This is a genomic window from Aquitalea palustris, assembly GCF_003693445.1.
Classification (GTDB): domain Bacteria; phylum Pseudomonadota; class Gammaproteobacteria; order Burkholderiales; family Chromobacteriaceae; genus Aquitalea; species Aquitalea palustris.
The window spans coordinates 1-20,976 of sequence record NZ_RFAR01000072.1 but is presented as its reverse complement, the minus strand read 5'-3'; the positions used below and the strand labels follow the sequence as shown (position 1 = coordinate 20,976).

General features: G+C 58.9%; 16 protein-coding genes and 2 pseudogenes. 11 read left to right on the top strand and 7 right to left on the bottom strand.

Annotation, left to right across the window (positions count from 1 at the left end):
• From EAY64_RS16345 to rstA, 3 genes and pseudogenes are all read right to left on the bottom strand, one after another.
• Positions 1–224, bottom strand: a pseudogene (locus EAY64_RS16345) (hypothetical protein); the annotation flags it as partial.
• A gap of 138 nt (positions 225–362) precedes the next feature.
• The gene (gene rstB / locus EAY64_RS16340; RefSeq protein ID WP_103525805.1) at positions 363–1,634 is read right to left on the bottom strand and encodes a two-component system sensor histidine kinase RstB; all 1,272 of its coding nucleotides are present in this window, start codon (positions 1,632–1,634) and stop codon (positions 363–365) included.
• 2 nt (positions 1,635–1,636) lie between these two features.
• Positions 1,637–2,356: a two-component system response regulator RstA gene (gene rstA / locus EAY64_RS16335; RefSeq protein WP_103525804.1), complete on the bottom strand. Its 720-nt coding sequence runs from the start codon at positions 2,354–2,356 to the stop codon at positions 1,637–1,639.
• A 215-nt stretch (positions 2,357–2,571) separates the two neighbouring features.
• Here rstA and EAY64_RS20920 point away from each other — a divergent pair.
• The 7 genes and pseudogenes from EAY64_RS20920 to cyoE form a co-directional block, all read left to right on the top strand.
• Positions 2,572–3,744, top strand: a pseudogene (locus EAY64_RS20920) (FIST signal transduction protein); the annotation flags it as partial.
• A gap of 171 nt (positions 3,745–3,915) precedes the next feature.
• Positions 3,916–4,557 (top strand): methyl-accepting chemotaxis protein, encoded by a 642-nt coding sequence (locus tag EAY64_RS20915; RefSeq protein WP_439647218.1) that lies wholly within the window; start codon positions 3,916–3,918, stop codon positions 4,555–4,557.
• A gap of 736 nt (positions 4,558–5,293) precedes the next feature.
• The gene (gene cyoA / locus EAY64_RS16325) at positions 5,294–6,184 is read left to right on the top strand and encodes a ubiquinol oxidase subunit II (RefSeq protein ID WP_226034316.1); all 891 of its coding nucleotides are present in this window, start codon (positions 5,294–5,296) and stop codon (positions 6,182–6,184) included.
• Between the two features lie 3 nt (positions 6,185–6,187).
• Positions 6,188–8,230 carry a cytochrome o ubiquinol oxidase subunit I gene (gene cyoB, locus EAY64_RS16320; protein WP_103525801.1) on the top strand — a complete coding sequence of 681 codons (2,043 nt, stop codon included), beginning with the start codon at positions 6,188–6,190 and terminating at the stop codon, positions 8,228–8,230.
• A 14-nt stretch (positions 8,231–8,244) separates the two neighbouring features.
• Positions 8,245–8,856, top strand: a complete 612-nt coding sequence (cyoC, locus tag EAY64_RS16315; RefSeq protein ID WP_103525800.1) for a cytochrome o ubiquinol oxidase subunit III — start codon at positions 8,245–8,247, stop codon at positions 8,854–8,856.
• Positions 8,856–9,179: a cytochrome o ubiquinol oxidase subunit IV gene (cyoD, locus tag EAY64_RS16310; RefSeq protein WP_103525799.1), complete on the top strand. Its 324-nt coding sequence runs from the start codon at positions 8,856–8,858 to the stop codon at positions 9,177–9,179. The genes cyoC and cyoD overlap by 1 nt, the downstream gene beginning before the upstream one ends.
• 11 nt (positions 9,180–9,190) lie before the next feature.
• Positions 9,191–10,075 carry a heme o synthase gene (gene cyoE / locus EAY64_RS16305; RefSeq protein WP_059285900.1) on the top strand — a complete coding sequence of 295 codons (885 nt, stop codon included), beginning with the start codon at positions 9,191–9,193 and terminating at the stop codon, positions 10,073–10,075.
• Positions 10,076–10,187: 112 nt separating this feature from the next.
• On the opposite strand, the gene EAY64_RS16300 is transcribed toward cyoE, so the two are convergent.
• Positions 10,188–11,096 (bottom strand): LysR family transcriptional regulator, encoded by a 909-nt coding sequence (locus tag EAY64_RS16300; protein WP_103525798.1) that lies wholly within the window; start codon positions 11,094–11,096, stop codon positions 10,188–10,190.
• 96 nt (positions 11,097–11,192) lie between these two features.
• Here EAY64_RS16300 and EAY64_RS16295 point away from each other — a divergent pair, with 96 nt between their 5' ends.
• From EAY64_RS16295 to EAY64_RS16280, 4 genes are all read left to right on the top strand, one after another.
• A complete protein-coding gene (locus tag EAY64_RS16295) occupies positions 11,193–12,692 on the top strand; it encodes an NADH-quinone oxidoreductase subunit L (protein ID WP_103525797.1) in 1,500 nt (499 codons plus the stop codon).
• Positions 12,685–15,057, top strand: coding sequence for a YbcC family protein (locus tag EAY64_RS16290; RefSeq protein WP_103525796.1), 2,373 nt, complete (start codon positions 12,685–12,687; stop codon positions 15,055–15,057). Before EAY64_RS16295 ends, EAY64_RS16290 begins: the two co-directional genes overlap by 8 nt.
• 147 nt (positions 15,058–15,204) lie before the next feature.
• Positions 15,205–16,170 carry an L-threonylcarbamoyladenylate synthase gene (locus tag EAY64_RS16285; protein WP_103525795.1) on the top strand — a complete coding sequence of 322 codons (966 nt, stop codon included), beginning with the start codon at positions 15,205–15,207 and terminating at the stop codon, positions 16,168–16,170.
• Between the two features lie 71 nt (positions 16,171–16,241).
• On the top strand, positions 16,242–17,468 hold the full coding sequence (locus tag EAY64_RS16280; RefSeq protein ID WP_103525794.1) for an IS256 family transposase: 1,227 nt from the start codon (positions 16,242–16,244) through the stop codon (positions 17,466–17,468).
• A 212-nt stretch (positions 17,469–17,680) separates the two neighbouring features.
• Here the strand turns inward: EAY64_RS16280 and EAY64_RS20295 are convergent, their stop codons facing one another.
• From EAY64_RS20295 to EAY64_RS16270, 3 genes are all read right to left on the bottom strand, one after another.
• Positions 17,681–18,259, bottom strand: a complete 579-nt coding sequence (locus EAY64_RS20295) for a hypothetical protein (RefSeq protein WP_147456240.1) — start codon at positions 18,257–18,259, stop codon at positions 17,681–17,683.
• Positions 18,259–20,349 (bottom strand): peptidoglycan DD-metalloendopeptidase family protein, encoded by a 2,091-nt coding sequence (locus EAY64_RS16275; RefSeq protein WP_103525793.1) that lies wholly within the window; start codon positions 20,347–20,349, stop codon positions 18,259–18,261. Before EAY64_RS16275 ends, EAY64_RS20295 begins: the two co-directional genes overlap by 1 nt.
• Before the next feature lie 12 nt (positions 20,350–20,361).
• A partial coding sequence (locus EAY64_RS16270; protein ID WP_147456239.1) for a DUF2345 domain-containing protein occupies positions 20,362–20,976 on the bottom strand: 615 nt, incomplete at its 5' end.

Sequence of the window (20,976 nt, the reverse complement as noted above, 5' to 3'; positions counted from 1 at the left end):
GCTTTCTGAGCGGAAGCGTCTTTCTTGGCTACTTTTTTAGCTTTCTTGGCCGGAGCGGAAGCTTCTGCGGCTTGAGCCTTCTGAGCGGAAGCGTCTTTCTTTACTTTCTTCTCAGCCTTCTTGGCCTTGTGGATAGCTACCGGAGCGGAGGTATCAGCGGCGAAGGAAGCAGTGGAGGTCAGGCCAAAGGCGGCGGTCAGAGCGAGCAGAGCCAGCTTTTTCATTTTTGTAAAACTCCTAAGTTCATCTTGAAAATCAAGTTTGAAGGAGGACAGATAGTCCTATTCAGGGGGGCATCCTAACGGTGCTGCAGAGCAACGTCTACCCGTGCGATGTTTCTCAATGTAACCAAATGTACATTCTCATGTTGGCCAACGAAGAATGAATCTCGCTCCACCCAATGGCGATTTCTCCACCAGTACTTCACCGTGATGCAGACGAGCGATGCCAGCAACAATCGCCAGGCCCAGGCCATGCCCGCCGGTCTTGCGGCCACGGCTCTCATCCAGCCGGATAAAAGGGTCGAACACGCGGGCGCGATCCGACTCCGGAATGCCGGGGCCGTCGTCATCCACCATGATGATGCAGTTGCGGTTTTCCACACAGACCGTGGTCTGGATGGTGCTCGCGGCATAGCGCCGGGCATTGGACAAGAAGTTGTCGAGGGCGCGGGTGACCAGGTACTGGTCGGCCAGAAAATCGAGCTCCTGGCCCGGCGGTTCCAGCCAGTTCAGCTCGGGTGCCAGCGTGGCCTGTTCGTGGATGCGCTCTTTGGCCCAGGCGATGGCATTGAACTGGTTCAGCTGCAGCGGGGCTTCCGGCCGGTCGAGCTTGGCATGGAACAACAGCTCTTCCACCAGCGAGTCGATGGCGTCCAGGTCTTTTTCAATGGCTTTCTTAGCCGGAGAGTCTTCTTCGCCTTCCAGCAGGGCCAGCCGGTAGCGCAGCCGCGCCAGCGGGGTGCGCAGTTCGTGCGCTACCGCATTGGTTAGTGCCTTCTTGCTGGCCAGCAGGGCGGCGATGCTGTCTGCCATGTGGTTGAAGGCAGCAGCGACCTGACGCACACCGGAGCGGCTGGGCAGGTGGACCCGTGCCGAGAAATCGCCCCCCGCCAGCTTGCCGGCGGTTTTTTCCAGGGTGACCAGATCTTTCCAGTGCGGCTGCATCCACAGGAATACCGGTATCGCCAGCGACAGGCCCAATAGCGCCAGCAAGGCGTAATCCACCGATTTGAGCTGATGCAGGAAGAACAGGTAGCGCAAGGGGCCGGCCACCAGCAGGTAGTTGCTGTCTTCGATCTTCTGCAGGAACAGGTATTTGTCTTCCAGCATCACGATCTCGCCGCGATTGAGTGCTTCTTCCGATTCCTCGTCCAGCAGGTAGTTGCTTTGCTTTTCTACTGTGACCTTGAAGGTGAAGTCGTGATTGGAGCTTTGCAGCGTTTCGGTCCAGCGGTCTTCCGGTATGCCGTGCAGGTCGGCCTCGATCAGTGACAGCGTGGTGCGCAAGAGGTCGGACAGGTAGCGTTCGCCCACATCGTCCACTGCTTGCTTGTATACCGCGCCCACCATCACTACCGCCACCATGAAACAGGTGACCAGCAGCAGGTAAAACTGGATAAACAGACGCCGCATGCTTATTCCCAGCCGGACAGCGAGAACAGATAACCGCGATTGCGCACGGTCTTGATGCGGAAGGGTTCGGTGGGGTTGTCGCCCAGTTTCTTGCGCAGGCGGGAGATGGCTACGTCGATGCTGCGATCCAGCCCGTCATAGCTGACGCCGCGCATTTCCTTGAGCAGGATGTCGCGGTTGAGCGTTTCGCCGGCATGGCTGGCCAGCAGCCACAGCAAGTCGAAGTCCGAGGTGGACAGGGCTACTTTCTCCCGCTCCAGGATCACGTCGCGGCTGACCGGGTCGATGGAGAGCTGGCCGAATACCAGCTTGCGCTGGGTCTTGATCGGCGCGGCGGCTTCGCTGGCGGCTTGTGCCGGCCGCATATTGCGCAACTGAGAGCGCAGGCGCGCCACCAGTACCGAGGGCGGGGTGGTTTTCAGGATGTAGTCGTTGGCACCCAGCTCCAGCCCCAGAATCTGGTTCATGTCGCTGTCCAGCGAGGTGAGCATGATGATGGGGCCGTCAAAGTTCGGCCGTAATTCGCGGCAGATGGACAAGCCGTCCTTGCCTGGCAGCATGATGTCCAGCAACACCATGTCGGGGGCTTCACGCTCAATGGTGGCCAGGGCGGTATCGCCGCGCGGTTCGATTACCACGTCCATCTCGTGGCGGGACAGAAAGTCGCTGATCAGTTCGGCCAGGTCGGGGTCGTCTTCCACAAACACGATACGGTAAGTCATGCCATGCAATCCATTGGGTTGATTCAATACCGGGGGAGTATGGCGCTTGGCGACGGCAGACTCAACCTTGCTGCGTGCCTGACCGCAGGTGGCTTTCGCTCATTACTTGAGAATAACCATAATAAGTACGTGATTTTTCTTGCTACTATCAAGGTAGTTCATGTTGTTTGCATGTGAATGATAATTAGTCAAAACAATGCATCGGGAGAGTCGGGATGTTCTTCAAGCGTAACAAGACGACAAATGCCAGCTTGTCCAACCCTGGCGCGCAGCAGCCCATCCAGCTGGTTCGCACGCGCAGCAGCAGTATGGATAATGATCTGCGAGCAGCCAGCCGCAGCGACATCCGGCTGGTGCTGGGTTTCATCAATCCGGCAGCCAATCTGGACCAGGTGGCCCGCAGTGCCGCAGCCGCCTTCCCTGGTGCCAAGGTGGTACTGACCACCACTGCGGGTGAGCTGTGCTCGGCCAAGGCCGGCGATGCACTCTACCTGCCGGCCAGTCCGGGCTGGGACAGTATGGTATTCCAGCTGTTCGACCAGCAGGTGCTGGCCGACGTGCATGTGGCCAGCGTGCCGCTGGCCTGCGAGGACATCAAGTCCGGCCAGCCCAAGCTGGGGCATGATGAGCGGGTACGCCGGCTGGTGGACAATCTGTCGCGGGTGCAGCCGTCCTTTTCCATGAATTATCAGGAAGGCTTTGTGCTGACCCTGGTGGATGGCCTGTCCAATAGCGAAAGCTATCTGATGGAAGCCATTTACGAGTCCGACCGTTTCCCCTACCTGTTTATTGGTGGCTCGGCCGGTGGCCCGCTGGATTTCAGCATGACCCGTCTGCATGATGGTCAGAGCGCACGTGATGGCCATGCCGTGCTGGTGTTCATCAAGCTGGCACCGGCCTATCGCTATGGTGTGTTCAAGTCGCAGAACTTCCAGGAGACAGGTACTGCTTTCACCATTGCCAAGGCCAGCTCCGAGCTGCGCCGGGTGGAATCGGTATTCGACCGCGATGGCAAGGTGTGCAATGTGGTGGAGGTACTGGCGCGCCATTTCTCCTGTCAGCGTGGCGAAGTGGCTGAGCGGCTGAGTAAATTCAGTTTTGGCATCAAGCTGAAAAACGAGATGTTTGTGCGCTCGGTGCTGGGGGTGGATGCCGAGCGGGGTGTGTTGCAATTCGCCTGTGACCTGTCGTTTGGTGAGGAGCTGCACCTGCTCAAGCAAGAGGGGCTGGTAGAGCGCACGCAGAGTGATTTTTCCCGCTTCAGTCAGGGCAAGCCGGCCGCCATCGGTGGTTTGCTCAACGACTGCATCCTGCGCCGCCTCAACAACAGCGGCGCGTTGGCCAATAGCAATGTCTACGGCAATATCCCGGTCGCCGGTTTTTCCTCCTTTGGCGAGCTTTTGGGGGTGAACATCAACCAGACCCAGACCGCCGTGTTCTTCTATCCGGCCGTGGAGAATTTTCAGGACGATTTCGTGCAGCGTTTCCCGGTGCACTACGCCAACTTCAAGAATTATTTCTACAGCCGTGAAGTATCGCGCGCCCGCTGGATCGACCGCATGAAAACCCAGGTCATCCACGAGCTGCAGGGCTACAAGAGCTTTGCCAGCCAGTTGATGGAAAGCCTGCCCTTGTTCCGCCAGGCCTCGGCCGAGCTGGTCACCCACCTGATTGCCATCCAGCAGGAAATCGCGCGTTTTTCCGAGAGTGTGGAGCAGGGCAACAAGACCTCCAGCAATGTCAGCTTGCGTATTGTCGAGCTGGAAAAAGACGCACGCCAGATTGGCGATGTGATGCTGATGATCAAGAAGATTGCCGAGCAGACCAATTTGCTGGCGCTGAACGCGGCCATCGAGGCGGCGCGGGCAGGCGAGGCCGGCCGTGGTTTTGCCGTGGTGGCCGATGAAGTACGCAAGCTGGCCAACAACACCCAGTCCAATCTTGATGCCACCGGCGGTGCCGTTGAGCATGTGATGAGCGGGGTACAGCAGGTGGGGGTGGACATGCGCGAGATGAATGCGCATGTCGGCAGCTTTGCTCAGGAAATGCAGCAGGTAATGGATTTGCTGGCCAAGCTGGCGGCATCCTCCGGCAGCAGCCAGCAGCAGCTGGACCAGATGGTGGACAGCACGGGTGAGCTGTACGAGCGCATGCGCAAGGTGGACCAGGATCTGGAGGCCATCCTGGAGCTCGAGCGCTGATCAGCGCTGCATGATCTGCCCGGTTGGCGCGCTTCCCGCGGCGCCATCGACAACACCGCCGTCTTGCTTGCAAGCGGCGGTTTTTCTTGTGTGCTGCTGCTGCGATGGGGGATTGCTCAGGTGGGTGGTCATTTTTTTGTAACTAATTGCAACAATCCATTTGCTGCATTGCACAGCCCATGCGAAAGGCGTAAGTCCTTGCTGCGCCTATCATGAGCAGGCTATTTCGGTATTGATGCAAATCAAGCCTGCACCATTTTGATGCGGTTTTCCCTGTGATGGCAGGCAGTGACGGCTTGCTCTGGGGAAGGAAACTGATTTTTAATAACGCGCCCGTCACTGTGACAAATTGTCGCAGCCTTGTCAGCCCCCCGCTTGTGCGCTGCGGCATGACGCTGCTGCCGGCCTGGCAGTCTGGCCGCACCGTGCTGCACCACGATTTCGTCTGACGGCAAACTGCAGCAGCGCAGCCTGCCGGGCAGCCTGCACATGACCGGGCATGCTGAGCTGGCGGGAGGGTTCAGCAGTGAGGGATGGAATGATATTCATTACGGGTAGAGTGGCAAGGTCGTGCGCTCTGCCCGCCGGGTCGGCCCTGTTGCCGGCTTCTGCATCACTGACAGTGCCAGGCCGCGCACTGTCACCCGCGCCAAGGCGCGAGCAACGAATCTTTAACCCGTAAAGTCGTATGATGAGAAACTTTAGACCCACCCGCCTGTTGTGGGGACTCTCGCCCGTGCTGGCTGTACTGCTCTCGGGGTGTCAAGGTGGCATTCTTGACCCCAAAGGACAGGTAGCGGCGGATGAAAAGTCCCTGATCATCACGGCCACCCTGCTGATGTTGCTGGTTGTCATCCCGGTCATCGTGATGACTTTCCTGTTTGCCTGGAAGTATCGCGCCAGCAACAAGGATGCCATCTACACCCCCAAGTGGTCGCACTCCAACAAGATCGAAGCCGTTGTCTGGATCATTCCCATCATCATCGTGGCCTGTCTGGCGGTGGTGACCTGGAAAACCACCCACAAGCTCGACCCCTACCGCCCGCTGGATTCGGACAAGAAGCCGATCAATGTCCAGGTAGTGGCCATGAACTGGAAGTGGCTGTTCATCTACCCGGATCTGAACATCGCCACCGTCAACCAGATCGCCTTCCCCAAGGATGTGCCGGTCAACTTCCGCATTACCTCGGATGCCGCGATGAACTCCTTCTTCATCCCGCAACTGGGTGGCCAGATCTACGCCATGGCCGGCATGGAAACCAAGCTGCATCTGATCGCCAATGAAGCCGGTACCTACAAGGGCATGTCGTCCAACTACAGCGGCGCCGGTTTCTCCGGCATGAAGTTCAATGCCATCGCCACCGAAACGCCGGAACAGTTTGATGCCTGGGTACAAAAAGTACGTGCGTCGGGCAAGGCCCTGAATGCGGATGCCTACCTCGCCCTGGTGAAGCCGAGCGAGAACAATGCCGCGGCCTTCTACACCACGCCAGAACCGCGTCTGTTCGATGCCGTGCTGCACAAATACATGGCAGGCCGCCAGTCGCTGGCTGCCACGGACGACGAACTGAAGCTGGCTGCACTGACCAAGCGTCTGTGCGAAACCCCGGCCGTCAAGGAGCAATAATCGATGTTGTTAGGCAAACTGACTCTGGATGCCATTCCCTACAAGGAACCCATCATCGTCGCCGCGCTGTCCGGCGCCGGCCTGATGGGCCTGCTGGTGATGGCACTCATTACCAAATTCGGCAAGTGGGGCTATTTGTGGAAAGAGTGGCTGACCTCGGTTGACCACAAGAAGATTGGCGTGATGTACATCATCGTCGCCATGATCATGCTGCTGCGCGGCTTTGCCGACGCGCTGATGATGCGTGCCCAGCTGGCCATGGCCACCGACGGGCATCTGGGGGTGTTTCCACCAGAGCACTATGACCAGATCTTCACCGCGCACGGTGTGATCATGATCATCTTCATGGCCATGCCCTTCATGACCGGCCTGATGAACATCGTGGTGCCGCTGCAGATTGGCGCGCGCGACGTGGCCTTCCCCTTCCTGAACTCGCTGAGCTTCTGGCTGCTGGTGTCGGCGGTGATCCTGGTCAACCTGTCGCTGGGTGTGGGCAACTTTGCCCGTACCGGCTGGGTAGCCTATCCGCCGCTGTCCGAGCTGGGTTTCAGTCCGGATGTGGGGGTGGATTACTACACCTGGGCCTTGCAGATATCCGGGATAGGGACGACGCTGACGGCGATCAACTTCCTGGTGACCATCATCAAGATGCGCGCACCGGGCATGAAGCTGATGCAAATGCCGATCTTCACCTGGACCTGCACCTGGGCCAACGTGCTGATCGTGGCTTCCTTCCCCATCCTGACCGGCGCCCTGGCCATGCTGAGCCTGGACCGCTACCTGGACTTCCACTTCTTTACCGCGGAAGCCGGTGGCAACGCCATGATGTACCTGAACCTGTTCTGGGCCTGGGGCCATCCTGAAGTTTACATTCTGGTGCTGCCGGCTTTCGGTATCTTCTCCGAAGTCATCTCCACCTTCTCTGGCAAGCGCCTGTTTGGCCACACTTCCATGATCATCGCCAGTGGCGTGATTTCGGTACTGGGCTTCATGGTGTGGCTGCACCACTTCTTCACCATGGGTTCCGGTGCGGATGTGAACGCCTTCTTCGGTATCGCCACCATGGTGATTTCGGTGCCGACCGGGGTGAAGCTGTTCAACTGGCTGTTCACCATGTATCAGGGTCGTATCCGCTTTACCCCGCCGGTATTGTGGACCATGGGTTTCATGGTGACCTTCTCCATCGGCGGCATGACTGGCGTGCTGATGGCGGTACCGGGTGCCGACTTTGTGCTGCACAACAGCCTGTTCCTGATCGCCCACTTCCACAACACCATCATCGGTGGCGCGGTATTCGGCTATCTGGCTGGTTTCTCCTACTGGTTCCCCAAGGCCTTCGGCTTCAAGCTGAATGAAAAGCTGGGCAAGGCGGCCTTCTGGTTCTGGCAGAGCGGCTTCATGTTTGCCTTCATCCCGCTGTACGTGCTGGGCTTCCTGGGCATGACCCGTCGTCTGAATCATACCGACAATCCGGCCTGGGACCCGTGGCTGTACATCGCCTGCGTGGGCGCGGTGCTGATTGCCTGCGGTATCGGCTGCCAGCTGCTGCAGATCGTGGTGAGCATCCGCGACCGCAAGAAACTGGCCGACGTAACCGGCGACCCGTGGAATGGCCATACCCTGGAGTGGTCCACTTCCTCGCCGCCGCCGTTCTACAACTTCGCTACCGTGCCGCATGTGCATGATATCGATGCCTTCACCGACATGAAGGAAAAGGGCGAGGCCTACAAGGTGCCGCAGAAGTACGCACCGATCCACATGCCAAGCAACACTGCCACCGGCGTGTACATCGGCGGCTTCACCACCCTGCTGGGTTTTGCCCTGATCTGGCATATCTGGTGGCTGGCGATTGTCGGCCTGGTCGGCATCATCGGCGCCATGCTGGCCCGTGCCTACGACAACAATCTGGACTACTACGTGCAGCCGGATGAAGTCGAAAGCATCGAGCGTGCCCACTTCGAACAGATGGGCATTGATGTGGACAACTACACCGAACGCGATGCCGAAAAGCCGCGTCGTGGCAGCCGTCCCACCACTACCGCCTAACAGGTTGAGCCAAGATGAGTACTTATGTAGAGCACGCGCACGACGCGCATGACGACCACGAGCACCACGACAGCGGTTCGCAAACCGTGCTGGGCTTCTGGTTCTATCTGATGACTGACTGCATCCTGTTCGCCACGGCTTTTGCGGCGTACGCGGTGCTGTACCGCAACGTCGCCACCGGCGTTTCGGGCAAGGAAATCTTCGAGCTGCCTTATGTGATGGGTGAAACCGCAGCCCTGCTGCTGTCCTCCATCACCTACGGCTTTGCCATGATTGCCGGGTACAAGGGCAACAAGTCGGCCGTACTGGGCTGGCTGGCAGTGACCTTTGCCTGCGGTGCGGTGTTCATCGGCATGGAAGTGAACGAGTTTCACCACCTGATCGCCGAAGGCCACGGCCCCAATGTCAGCGCCTTCCTGTCGTCCTTCTTCGGCCTGGTTGGCCTGCACGGCCTGCACGTGACTGCCGGCCTGATCTGGATGACGGTGATGATGATCGAAGTGGCCAAGACCGGCCTGACCGGCCGCGCCATGACCCGCCTGAACTGCCTCAGCCTGTTCTGGCACTTCCTCGACATCGTGTGGATCTGCGTATTCACCGTCGTGTATCTGAAAGGAGCCATGTAATGAGCCAGGCACATGAACATGCCGCCGATCATGGCAGCGTAAAAAGCTACCTCACCGGCTTCGTGCTGGCCATCATCCTCACCGCCATTCCCTTCTGGATGGTGATGAGCCACGGCTTCACCAAGCAGGCCACCATGATCGGCATCTTCGGCTTTGCCGTGGTGCAGATCATCGTGCACCTCAAATACTTCCTGCATCTGAACTTCACCAAGGACGGCAAGCTCAACAGCTTCTCCTTCCTGTTCACCGCGATGATCATCGTGATGCTGGTTGGCCTGTCGGTGTGGATCATCTCCACCGCCGATGCGCTGATGCTGCGCTGAGCCGGGACGTGATGAAGCTCAAGCGCTATTTGCAGGTGACCAAGCCGGGCATCATCTTCGGCAACCTCATCTCCACCGTGGGCGGTTTTCTGCTGGCAACGCAGGGTCGGCTGGACTGGACCCTGCTGCTGGCCACGGTGGCCGGGTTGTCCTTGGTGGTGGCCTCCGGCTGCGCCATCAACAACTGCATCGACCGTGATATCGACGCGCGCATGGCCCGCACGCAAAAGCGGGTGCTGGTGACCGGCGACATGAGCCCCAAGGCGGCACTGGCACACGGTTTCGTGCTGGGCGCGGCAGGCTTTGCCACGCTGGCGATCTGGACCAATGTGCTGGCGCTGTGCTGTGCGCTGTTCGGTTTCCTGATCTATGTCGGCGTGTACAGCTTGTATATGAAGCGCAAGTCGGTTTACGGCACCCTGGTGGGCAGCCTGTCCGGCGCAGTGCCGCCAGTGGCGGGCTACTGTGCTGCCAGCGGCCGCTTTGACAGCGGTGCAGCCATCCTGCTGCTGATGTTCTGCCTGTGGCAGATGCCGCACTCCTATGCCATCGCCATCTTCCGCTTCAAGGATTACGAAGCAGCGAAGATTCCGGTGCTGCCGGTGGTGAAGGGCATTTCCGAGGCCAAGCAGCAGATCGTGCTGTACATCCTGGCTTTCGCTGTGGCCACCCTGCTGCTGGTGTTCTACGGCTATGCCGGTTATGGCTACCTGGCGGTGGCCTGTGCCACCAGCCTGTGGTGGCTGAAGATGGCGCTGTCCGGCTACAAGGAAAGCACTGACGACCGCGTCTGGGCGCGTCAGGTGTTCTTCTTCTCCATCATCACCGTCACCGCACTGTCGGTGATGATGGCGGTGGATGGCCAGGTGCCGGCGCATATCGGCTGGATGCTGTAAACCATTTGCCATGCCATCTGCAAACCTCCGCCCGCCGGCCATGCCGGGGCGGAGGTTTTTTCTTGCCTGCCGTGCGCGCTCTTGTGCGCAGGCTGGCGGGCCGTGAGGCGGCTCAGTCGGATGCTGTCTCCGGATGCATTCTTTGCTCCGTGCTTGCCATGCGCAGCAAATCCTGCAGCAAGGGCGACAGATACTGGCGTTGCACGGTGATGGCGTAGAAGGTTTCCTCGACGCGCGGCACCACGCAGTATTGTTGCAGCAGCCCCTTGTCCAGCTCGTCGCGCACCACGATGGCCGGCAGTAGCGCCACGCAACCGGCATCGCGTGCCAACAGCCGCAACATGGCCATGTCGTCCACTTCGGCACGGATGGCCGGCTGCAAGGCCAGCTCCTCACACAACAGATCAAAGCGCAGGCGGATTTCGCTCTTGCGGCTGGGGGCCAGCAAGGGCAGGGCCGGCAGATCACGTTCGAACTGGAATACCTGGCCTGCCGGCAAGGGCGGCCCGACCAGCACCACCGGCTGCCGCGCCAGGGTGCGGCAGCGCCAGGATTGCTTGTCATTGCCCAGGACCGGCCGGTTGGATAGCACCACGTCCAGCTCGTGCGTCTTCAGTCTTTGCAGCAGCTCGTCCAGGCTGCCCGCCTCCAATACCAGCCGCACCGCCGCTTCTTGCAGCACCGGCTGCAAGAACCACTCCTGAAAATTGCGCGAGAGCGTGGCCACGCTGCCTATGCGCAAAGTGTTGCGGCCAACACCGGATGCTGCGCTGGCCAGCAGCTCGTTGCCCAGTGCGAAAATTTCCTCGGCATAGCCCATCACCACCGCGCCCAGCTCGGTCAGTTGCAGCTTGCGGCCTTCGCGCAGAAACAGCGGCTGGCCCAGTTGCTCCTCCAGCTGGCGGATTTGCGCGGACAAGGCCGACTGCGACACATGCAGTCGCTCCGCGGCGCGTGTCAGGTGGCCTTCGCTGGCCACGGCCCAGAAGTAATGCAGATGGTGATAATTGAGCCGGCTCATTGTTCTTTATTTGAGAATAAAAACTAATATTTAATCTATTTTACTGAACATATTCCCTCAGGCAAAGTGCCGGCAGGATCAATACCGGAGCCCATCATGCCCCTTGCCATGCTCAACGCACTGCCATGCGCCATCGCGCTGCTCTGGCTGCTGCCCGCCCTGTGGCCTGGCCGGGCCTTGGCACGTCACTGGCAGCTTGCCGAAACCGTCGCCCTGGCCGGTGGCCTGTTGCTGCTTCCCTTGCTGTGCATGCCCACGCCGGCCCCGTGGTTCGCCGCCGCCTGGCTGATGCAGGCGCTGATCCAGCTGCTGGGCTGGATGGTGCTGCGCTACGCGCGGCGTTACCTGCAGGGGGAGCCGGGACAGCCGCGCTTTTTGCGCGCCATCGGCTGCCTGCTGGCGGCGGTGACGGTGGTGGTGCAAGCCAGCCATCTCTTGCTGATGGTGCTGGCCTGGATAGCCTGCAGCCTGGCCTTGCAAAGCCTGCTTACCTTTTACCCGGGCCGGCCGGCCGCGCAGCTGGCTGCACAGCGCGAATGGCGTGCCAGCCGTCTGGCCGAATGCTTGCTGCTGGGCGCGTTGCTGCTGTGGGTGTTGGCTGGCGGCAGCCTCAGCCTGCTGCCCGCTGACGCGTCCACACTGGTCAACGGCGCACAGGGCTATGCCGTGGCGGCCGGTGTGTTGCTGGCGGCAGCGGTGGCGATCAAGACTGCGCAACTGCCGTTTCACGGCTGGCTGACTCAGGTGATGGAGGCGCCGACGCCGATTTCTGCCTTGCTGCACGCTGGCGTGGTCAACCTGGGGGGCATGGTGCTGATCAAGGCAGCGCCGTTGCTGCAAGCCGCCCCGGCAGCCAACAGCCTGCTGATGTTGTGGGGTGGCGGCAGTGCACTGCTGAGCTGCGTGGTCATGCTTACGCGCATCAGCATCAAGCTGCGTCTGGCCTGGTCTACCTGCGCACAGATGGGCTTCATGCTGCTGGAAATCGGCATGGGCTGCTACTCGCTGGCGCTGCTGCACCTATTGGCACACTCCTTCTACAAGGCCCATGCCTTTCTGTTGGCCGGCGAAACCGCACGCGACAGCGCAGTACGGCGCATGGCCGGGGAACAAGCTGCCGACAGCCTCTGGGCTCACCTGGCGCGGGGACTGTTGGCGGTGCTGTGGCTGGCGGCAGCGCAATGGCTGTGGCAGCACTGGATGCCTGCCGCAGCATTGCCGCCGCTATTCTGCCTGGCCTTGGGTCTGGGCCTGGGCGGGCTGCTACGCAGTTGGGGCGGCGTGCTGCTGGTGCTGCTGTTGAGCCAGAGCTATCTGCTGCTGCATGCCTTGGCCGCGCACATCCTGCCGCTGCATGGCCCGGCACCTGCGCTGTATGTGCAGGGCGTGCTGGCGGCCATGTTCCTGGCCGCTTATATGTTGCAAGGCGGCTTGTTGCGCCATCCAAACGGTGCGCTGGCCCGCCGCCTCTATCCGCATGCCTTTGCCGGTTTCCACCTGGATGAATGGTGGTGCATGCTGGGCCGGCGTCGGCCGCACCCGACCATCCCTCTGGCCCTGACCTGGCCGCAACTGCAGGAGAACCGCCGTGGCTGAACAACACACTGCCTGGCAGCAGGCGATTGAGCAGGCCCTGGCTGCGATTGCCCCGGCCTGGCCGCTGGACAGCCTGGTGGCCAGCTCGCCCTATTGGGGACTGCGTGACCAACGCTTCGAGCAGGCCGCCGACACACTGCGCCAGGTGGCGGACAGTCCGCTGCACCTGTCGCACAGCGAATATCTGGCGGCCTGGCGGCGCGGCGAAATCACCACCAGTGCACTGGAAGCCGCACTGACGGAAGCAGGCTGGCAGCAGGGCGCCACCGCCTGGCTGGACAGCGCGCCCGGCGCTGTCGATCTGCCGCCTGCGCCACGGCTGCTGGCCGCCTTTCATTGCGAAGCGGCAGGCCCGCTGGCGGCGCAATCCTGGAGCGATGTCATCATCCAGCAAGTCAGCCAGTATTGCGCCGCCAGCTTCGACCGTGACCAGGCCAACTGGCATCTCGAGTATGGCGGCGACCTCTATGCCGCCTGGCTGGCACAGATGCGTCACCCGTATGGCCTGAGCGCCTCACCCACGCGGCGCGAGCAGATCCGGCTGCGCGCCGGACAATTGCCTGCTGATGCCGAGGCCATGCTGCTTGCCGGCCTGGAACAGCTGCAAGCCCGCCCGCAATGGCTGACGCCATGGCTGCAGGCATTGCTGATGCGCAATAACGGCTGGGCGGCCTGGTGTGCCTATCTGGGCTGGCAAGCCGGTCTGCAAGGCAGAACAGACAGCAATCTGCGCCAGCTGCTGGCTATCCAGCTGGCCTGGGAGTGCCTGCTCGACGATGGCGCACGCGGCCCGGACAGCGCCTGGGCTAACTGGCAAGGTGATTGGGAGAGGCTGCCGCATTGCCGTGCCGATGCGCGGGCATTGATCTGGCAGCGTGCGCACGAGCTGTCGCTGCATGCACCGCTCACTCGCGCACTCTGCGCTGCCGACACCGCAGACGTGGCCACACGGCCCACGTTGCAAGCGGTGTTCTGCATCGACGTTCGTTCCGAACCGCTGCGCCGTGCGCTGGAGGAAAGCATTGCCGACAGCCGCACTTACGGCTTTGCCGGCTTTTTCGGCCTGCCACTGGCCTACCGCCTGCCGGGTGGCACGGTCAGCCAGCCACGCCTGCCGGTGCTGCTGGCGCCGGGCTGGGAGGTGCATGCGCCAGCGGCGACAACACCCACGCCAACGCGTCGTGGCTGGCAGGCCTTTCAGCGCTCGCCGCTGGGCGGCTTTGCCCTGGTGGAAAGCATCGGTCTTGGCAAGCTGGCCACGCTGGCGCGGCGCAGCAAGGCCCGCAGTTACCCGGCGGCGCTGCCGCAGCTTGACCCCTGGTTGACGCCGCAGACGGCCAAAACGTTGCCGCAAGACGGGCTTGATCTGACACAACGTGTGGCCATCGTCGCCGGTCTGCTGCCGGCCATGGGCTTGTCCGGACCGCTGGCGCCATGGGTGCTGCTGGTCGGCCATGCCAGCCATGTCAGCAATAATCCACAGGCTGCGGCCCTGCAATGCGGTGCTTGCGGCGGGCATGGCGGTCACCAGCATGTACGGCTGCTGGCCAGCTGGCTGAATGAGCCGGCACTGCGCCAGCGGCTGGCGGAGCAGGGCCATGCCATCCCGGCCGACACCGTTTTCCTGCCCGCGCTACACCTGACGCATAGCGACGAAATCCTGCTGCTGGACGGCGAAACACTGGCCGCCGAGGTGCGTGGGCGCTTGCCCGGCCTGCAGTCCGCATTACAGGCTGCCTCGGCCTTGGCACGGCATCGCCGGGCAGAACAGGTCGGTCTTTCCTCCTCCGCCGACGACGCCATCCTGCTGCGGCAAATGCGCCAGAAAGGCGACGACTGGGCGGAAACCCGGCCGGAATGGGGGCTGGCCGGCAATGCTTTGTTCATCGCCGCCGCGCGCGCCAGGAGCAAGCAGCTTGATCTGGGCGGGCGTGCCTTCCTGCATGAATACGACTGGCGTGCCGATGCCGATGGCAGCTGCTTGCAGAGCATCCTGGCCGCGCCCATGGTGGTGGCGCACTGGATCAACATGCAGTATTTCGCCTCCACCGTGGACCCGCGCCGTTTTGGTAGCGGCAACAAGCTGCTACACAATGTGGTGGGGGGGCGCATCGGCGTGTTCGAAGGCAATAGTGGTGATTTGCGCATCGGTCTGGCCTGGCAGTCGCTACATGACGGCCAGCGCCTGCGCCATGCGCCGCTGCGTCTGGCTGCCTGCATCGACGCACCGCCGGACAAGCTGGCCGCTGCCCTGCTGGCGCAGCCCATTCCCCGGCAACTGGTGGAAAACGGCTGGCTGCACCTGTACTGCATTCATGGCGCAACACCGCTGCGCTGGCATGCCAATGGCTGGCAGCATGACTGAGCTGCGGGCGGTGCTGTTTGCCCAGGCTGGCAAGCAGGCTGCCAGCCGGCGCTTGTCCCCACTGCCGGTGCCGGCAGCCGCTACCCGCACACCTGTTGAAGGCGGCACAGTCGCCGCAATACTGCACTACCGGAATCACATCGCATCATGAAATCACTTCCTCCCACTCCCGCCGGACTGGATCAGGCCGCCGCGCTATTGCGCGCTGGCGAGCTGGTGGCGGTTCCCACCGAAACCGTTTACGGGCTGGCGGCCGACGCCACCCAGCCAGACGCCGTGGCCGCGATTTTCCGCGCCAAGAATCGGCCTGCCGATCATCCGCTGATTGTCCATCTGGGTGGCCTTGAGCAACTGTCGCAATGGGCCGCACGCATTCCCGACTGTGCCTGGCCGGTGATTGAAGCCTTCTGGCCCGGGCCGCTGACCCTGGTGCTGCCAGCCAGTGCCAGGGTGCCGGCCATTGTCAACGCCGGACAAGAAACGGTGGCCTTGCGCTGGTCCAGCCACCCGCTGCTGCAAGCCTTGCTGGACCGGCTGCAACGCCCGGTGGCCGCTCCATCGGCCAATCCCTTCTGCCGCATCAGCCCCACTGCGGCCGAACATGTCCGCGCCCATATGGCAGGCCGCATTGCCGCGGTGTTGGAGGGCGGGCCATGCAACGTGGGCATCGAATCCACCATTCTGGATCTCAGCGGGCTGCGGCCGGCCATCCTGCGACCCGGCGCCATCAGCGCCGCCATGTTGCAGCCTTACCTCGACCTGGCGGAGAGGGCTGCGCCCGAGGCGCCACGGGTGCCGGGTAATCTGGCCGCGCATTATGCACCGCGCCAGCCCTGCTACCGGCTGGAAGCTTCGCAGGTGCCGGCGCATGCCCATGAGCGTGTCTGGCAGCAGGCTGCGGTACTGGCCATCGAAGCAGTGGCCCCGCCTTGCGGCTGGCTCAAGCGCATGCCGCCCACGCCGGATGGCTACGCCCAGGCCTTGTATGCCGCCTTGCACGAGGCCGATGCCAGCGGCTGTCCCACCGTGTGGATAGTACTGCCGCCGAATGAGACCCCCTGGCGGGCAGTGCGCGACCGACTGCTGCGGGCTGCCCGGCCATGGGGCGGATGAGAGAAGGGCGTGTACTGAATTTTGTGTAAACGGACATTTGGCAGGAAACTGCCACCTAGTCTGGAGACACAATGAACTCGAAGAAACACGACGTACCTGACGCATTACTGGACAGCTTGCTGGCCATTTACCAGAAGCCCGAAGACCTCATCGGTGAGAATGGTCTACTCAAACCGCTCACCAAGCTGCTGGTTGAGAAAGCGCTGGATGCCAAGCTGGCCGTACACCTCGGCCACAGCAAGCACGAGCCGGTGCTTAATCCCGCCGGCAATACCCGGAACGGCAAGAGCCGCAAGACCCTCAAGGGCGAGTTCGGCGAATTGCCCATCGAGGTGCCACGTGACCGCCAGGGCAGCTTCGAGCCACAACTCATCCCCAAACACCAGACCCGCTGGACCGGCTTCGACGACAAAGTCATCTCGCTTTACGCCCGGGGTATGACTGTTCGGGAAATCCAGGCCCATCTGGAAGAGATGTATGGCACAGAGGTTTCACCCAGCCTCATTTCCTCCATCACAGATGCTGTCACCGAAGAGGTCAAAGCCTGGCAGGCTCGCCCTCTCGATTCGGTTTATCCAATCATCTACCTCGACTGTATCCACGTGAAGGTGCGTGAGGGGACTGTCCGCGTGAAGGCCGTCTACCTCGCCATCGGCATTACCCTCGCTGGAGAGAAGGAGGTACTGGGGATGTGGCTGGCGCAGACGGAAGGAGCCAAGTTCTGGCTTCAGGTCGTGACCGAACTGCGTAACCGGGGCGTACAGGACATCTTTATCGCCTGCGTCGATGGCCTGAAGGGTTTCCCGGAAGCGATCGAGGCGGTCTTCCCGAAAGCAGCCGTGCAGTTGTGCATCGTGCACATGGTGCGGCACAGCCTGAACTACGTGTCGTGGAAGCGGCGTGCAGAAGTAGCCGCCGACCTGAAGCGAATCTACCAATCTGCGACCCTCGACGAAGCTGAGCAGCGGCTAGGTGAGTTTGAGGCCAAGTGGGATGAGGAGTATTTGCCGATTGGTCAGTCCTGGCGGCGCAACTGGACTCGGTTGACGCCGTTCTTCGACGACCCGCCGGAGATCAGGAAAGTGATCTACACCACCAATGCCATCGAGTCGGTGAATATGAGCCTGCGAAAGCTGACGAAGAATCGGGGCTCGTTCCCGAGTGATGAGGCGTTGCTGAAACTGTTCTATCTGGCGCAGAGGAACATCAGCCAGAAGTGGACCATGCCGATTCGGGATTGGAAGGCAGTGCTGACTCGCTTTACCATTCAGTTCGAGGAACGCCTTCCACAGGCGTAACCCAAACCCCGTTTACACAAAATTCGGACAGGCCCTTATATCCTGCTTGCCTTGCTTGAGATGTCCGTGGTTGTGCGCGTAAATATCGAGTTGCTTTATATTGGGAAGACGTCATCCCTGATGCCAGCCGCATCTTGAATATTTCATAACGACCCTGCAGGCTTTATGCTTTGACTACTGATATCATTTTATAAGATCTATTGGAGTAATGGCTACTTGCTTTGCTCGGATATTTTAATTTTATATTCTTTTAAAAATCTCGAAATAAATGAAACTCTTTCTTTGGCGAGTTTCTGCCAGCACATACTATCTGGCCTGCACTTTGAAGCGCGACCTAAGTATGAATTGTAAACAAACTTCTTATTTTCATTTTGCCCCGTTATAGTTAGACACTGTCCCCCCATAGAAACCTCTCCTCCTGCATTACTTATTTGGCACAGATTGAATGCTGTGTAAATATTATTCCCATCCAATTTTGTAGTATTTACTTCAGAGTAAAGTGAGGTGTTAAAGTAATCAGCTCCACCGATTAGAGTCCAGTCATCTTTTGCACACTTTTCAGCAGATACGCAGATTTGCATGGAATCTGTTTCATAACCATCACGGCTTCTTGCTAAAAATAAGTCAATATAAATCGCCCCGTCATCTTTGCGCAATTTTATATTGCGATACAAATTGCTACTTGTTTTATTTGCTTGCTGCTTGTTTTTTAATGCAATGGACTCTGCCAGTGAAGTGGAGTTGACATAAAAAAGGGCAAGGAGAATTACAAATAATGATTTTTTATTCATTAAACTAAGTCCGTTAGTATTTTTGCAATTCTGATGGTATGGTATTGTCTATTCTCCAATCCATTAGCCCCGCCATTAATTTCTACACAAACCGTCCTTGCAATCGAACTAAGATCACCTTGGAATTCGTCAATAATTTTATTAATTGTACTATTCTTCCTTGGCTCACCTCTTCTTGGTCCTGACTCCCAATACCATGCCCCTGCATCTATTGTTGCATAATTGTCATTGATTAAGAAGTCAGGATTGTTGATTTCGGGTTTTCTAGTATTTTTTTTAGACCACCACGCAGGGTCAAATGAATTCCTTGTTATCTTTCCTCGATAAACCCAATAACCAGCATAGTTAGATTTTCCTGTAAGCTGCTTAATTCCCCTGCCCCTGTATTTGTAACCATCGCCAGGAAGATCATTGCCAAGTTTGCCACCATATAGATCGTTGCATGACTTTTCAGATCGTGACTCACTCATCCATGTAAGCGTACGGGATTCTTCTGCTCCTTGCGCAAAAAAATTAGTCATTCGCAAGCCAGTTCTATTAATTAAATGCTTTCTAATTGCGATGCAAATCTGTTTTCTATACTTTTCTCGAATGGCGTCGTTCAATCCATTTTTAGCAGTCTGAATTTTTCCTTTATCCATCTTCTGGATGTCATCAGGATAGATTTTTTTTAATTCACTCTTATCTATCCAGTTGCATTGTCTGAACTGCTCAATAAACACCATGGGGTGAAAATGCCAGTGAGCACTGGAAATCTCCAGTCCAGCCTCTTCCCAAAATGATAAAGATTCAATATGCCCCTTGAATTCAGCATATTTCATCTCATTCATCGGGTCGTCCAGTACCTCACTTTTACTTTTTAGCCAAGCATATCTCGTATCAATTGTGGATTTTTCCCACTCGGTTGGAAATTTACAAATTGTTCGCGAAAACCGTGACTGCACTTTTGCATCGGCCAGTGCGGTTGCTAGCACACCTTTATCCAGCTTCTTCCCACTATTCCCAATGAGCCATTTCTCAAGCGTAGGGGAGTTGCATTGGCTATCCGGTGTAGGATCATCCTCAATCAAAGTCCAGCCAAGCCAGTGGGGGAAGTCGGCATCGCTGAATTTTTTGATGCCTACGGCATTCAGGTTAATCCAGCCTTGGCCACCTGGGTAATTGACCTTGTGCCAATGTGGGACTGAGCCCGCAAGGATAGGGCTTTCATTTTCGGTATTGATGACCCGGCCAAATCGCAGCAGCTCGTAAGCCGCGCTTGGTGCAATATGAAAAGCATCTCCCAGAGCGGTCGCTTTGCTGTAAAGACTGTACTCATACTTGTCGTCGCTATCTGCTAGTGCTGCGCCGACCTCAACGAATACATCCTCTTGTTGAGTATCTTCTTGCCGAGTGGTGAGCAGGCATTTCCCGCGTTCAAAACGCATCGTCACAAACAGAGGGACACTGGAGGTATGAACGGCAGCGCCACTGCCTGCGGGAGCTTGCGGTGATGCAATAGAAGCAAAAAATGGTGTGCCTGGCGGTAGATAGAAATGCATATCGCCATAGACGATCTTGTCCCGCCCATCCTTGCTGATATCCAGTGTGCCCGAGTTTCTACCGACGATTTTTTTCAGATTGGCATCGTCGCAGATAATTTCCAGATGGATAGCATTGTTACCATTGCAACTACCTACGCTACCCAAGCTATCCTTACGATTGACTGGCTGCTTCTTTTTGACAAAAATCTGTTTGAGATGCATATAAATCGAGTAGTACTCGATCTGCCCATCCGGACCTTCACCAATTTCTGTGCTGTGCTTGATCACCACACAGCCGTTGTCAGTTGTTCCCTGGTAGGCCAAAGGTTTTTTGTCTGCATTAGGAGATGGGTCGCGCTTATATATCACCATACCGTCGGCGATTGCACGCACCGGCTCCCCCTGTGCTCCGGTATCGGTATGCTCGATATGCTGTCCACCGTGCCAAGCCATACGACTGGCAATTGGAAAACTTCCACGAGTGGTAAAGGGCATCAAAGCAGCTAGCCACTGTTCATCACTGGCATTACCCTGAGGTGTTTTGAGAATAGGTGGACTGATAATCATGTTATTACCCGCTTATTCTGAGAAAGGATGGGTATTGGGTGGGGTGTATTTGTCTTTTGGCAGGTTGGGTAGTGGGACATTCATGCTATCCGGCCCGCTCAAGTCATGGCTCGCGCCTTTTACGGTTACCGTACCCGGGCAATGCACCTCGATATTGCCGCCAGCAATGCGGATATAGCCGCCACCTGCCGTCAGTAATATTTCCTGCTTGGCATTGACCACAATCTTCTCTTTGCAAGAGGTAATCGTCACATCCTTGTCTGCGGTGATCTCCATCGCATCGCTCTGCGCCTGTACCTGTATCTTGCCCTTCGCCGCAATCAGCTTCAGCGCGATCTGGTCTTTTACCCCCGCCACGAACAGGCTGATGTGCTGGCCGACGTTGTGTAGCCAGCGGCGGCCGGTGGTGTGGTTGGCGTCGCGCTGGGCGATGAGGTTGAGGTTGCTGCCGGCGCTGAGGGTCTGGCTTTGTTCGGTCAGGCTGGCGATACCTGCCGGGGCGGACAGGATGAGCAGGGGTTGCTGGCCGGCCTGGTCTTTGGCCGTCTTGCCGTCCTTGTCGGTATTGCTGCCGGCTTCCCAGGCTTTCACGGCGGCGGCGTGGTGTTGCAGGTGGCCGCTGTCTTT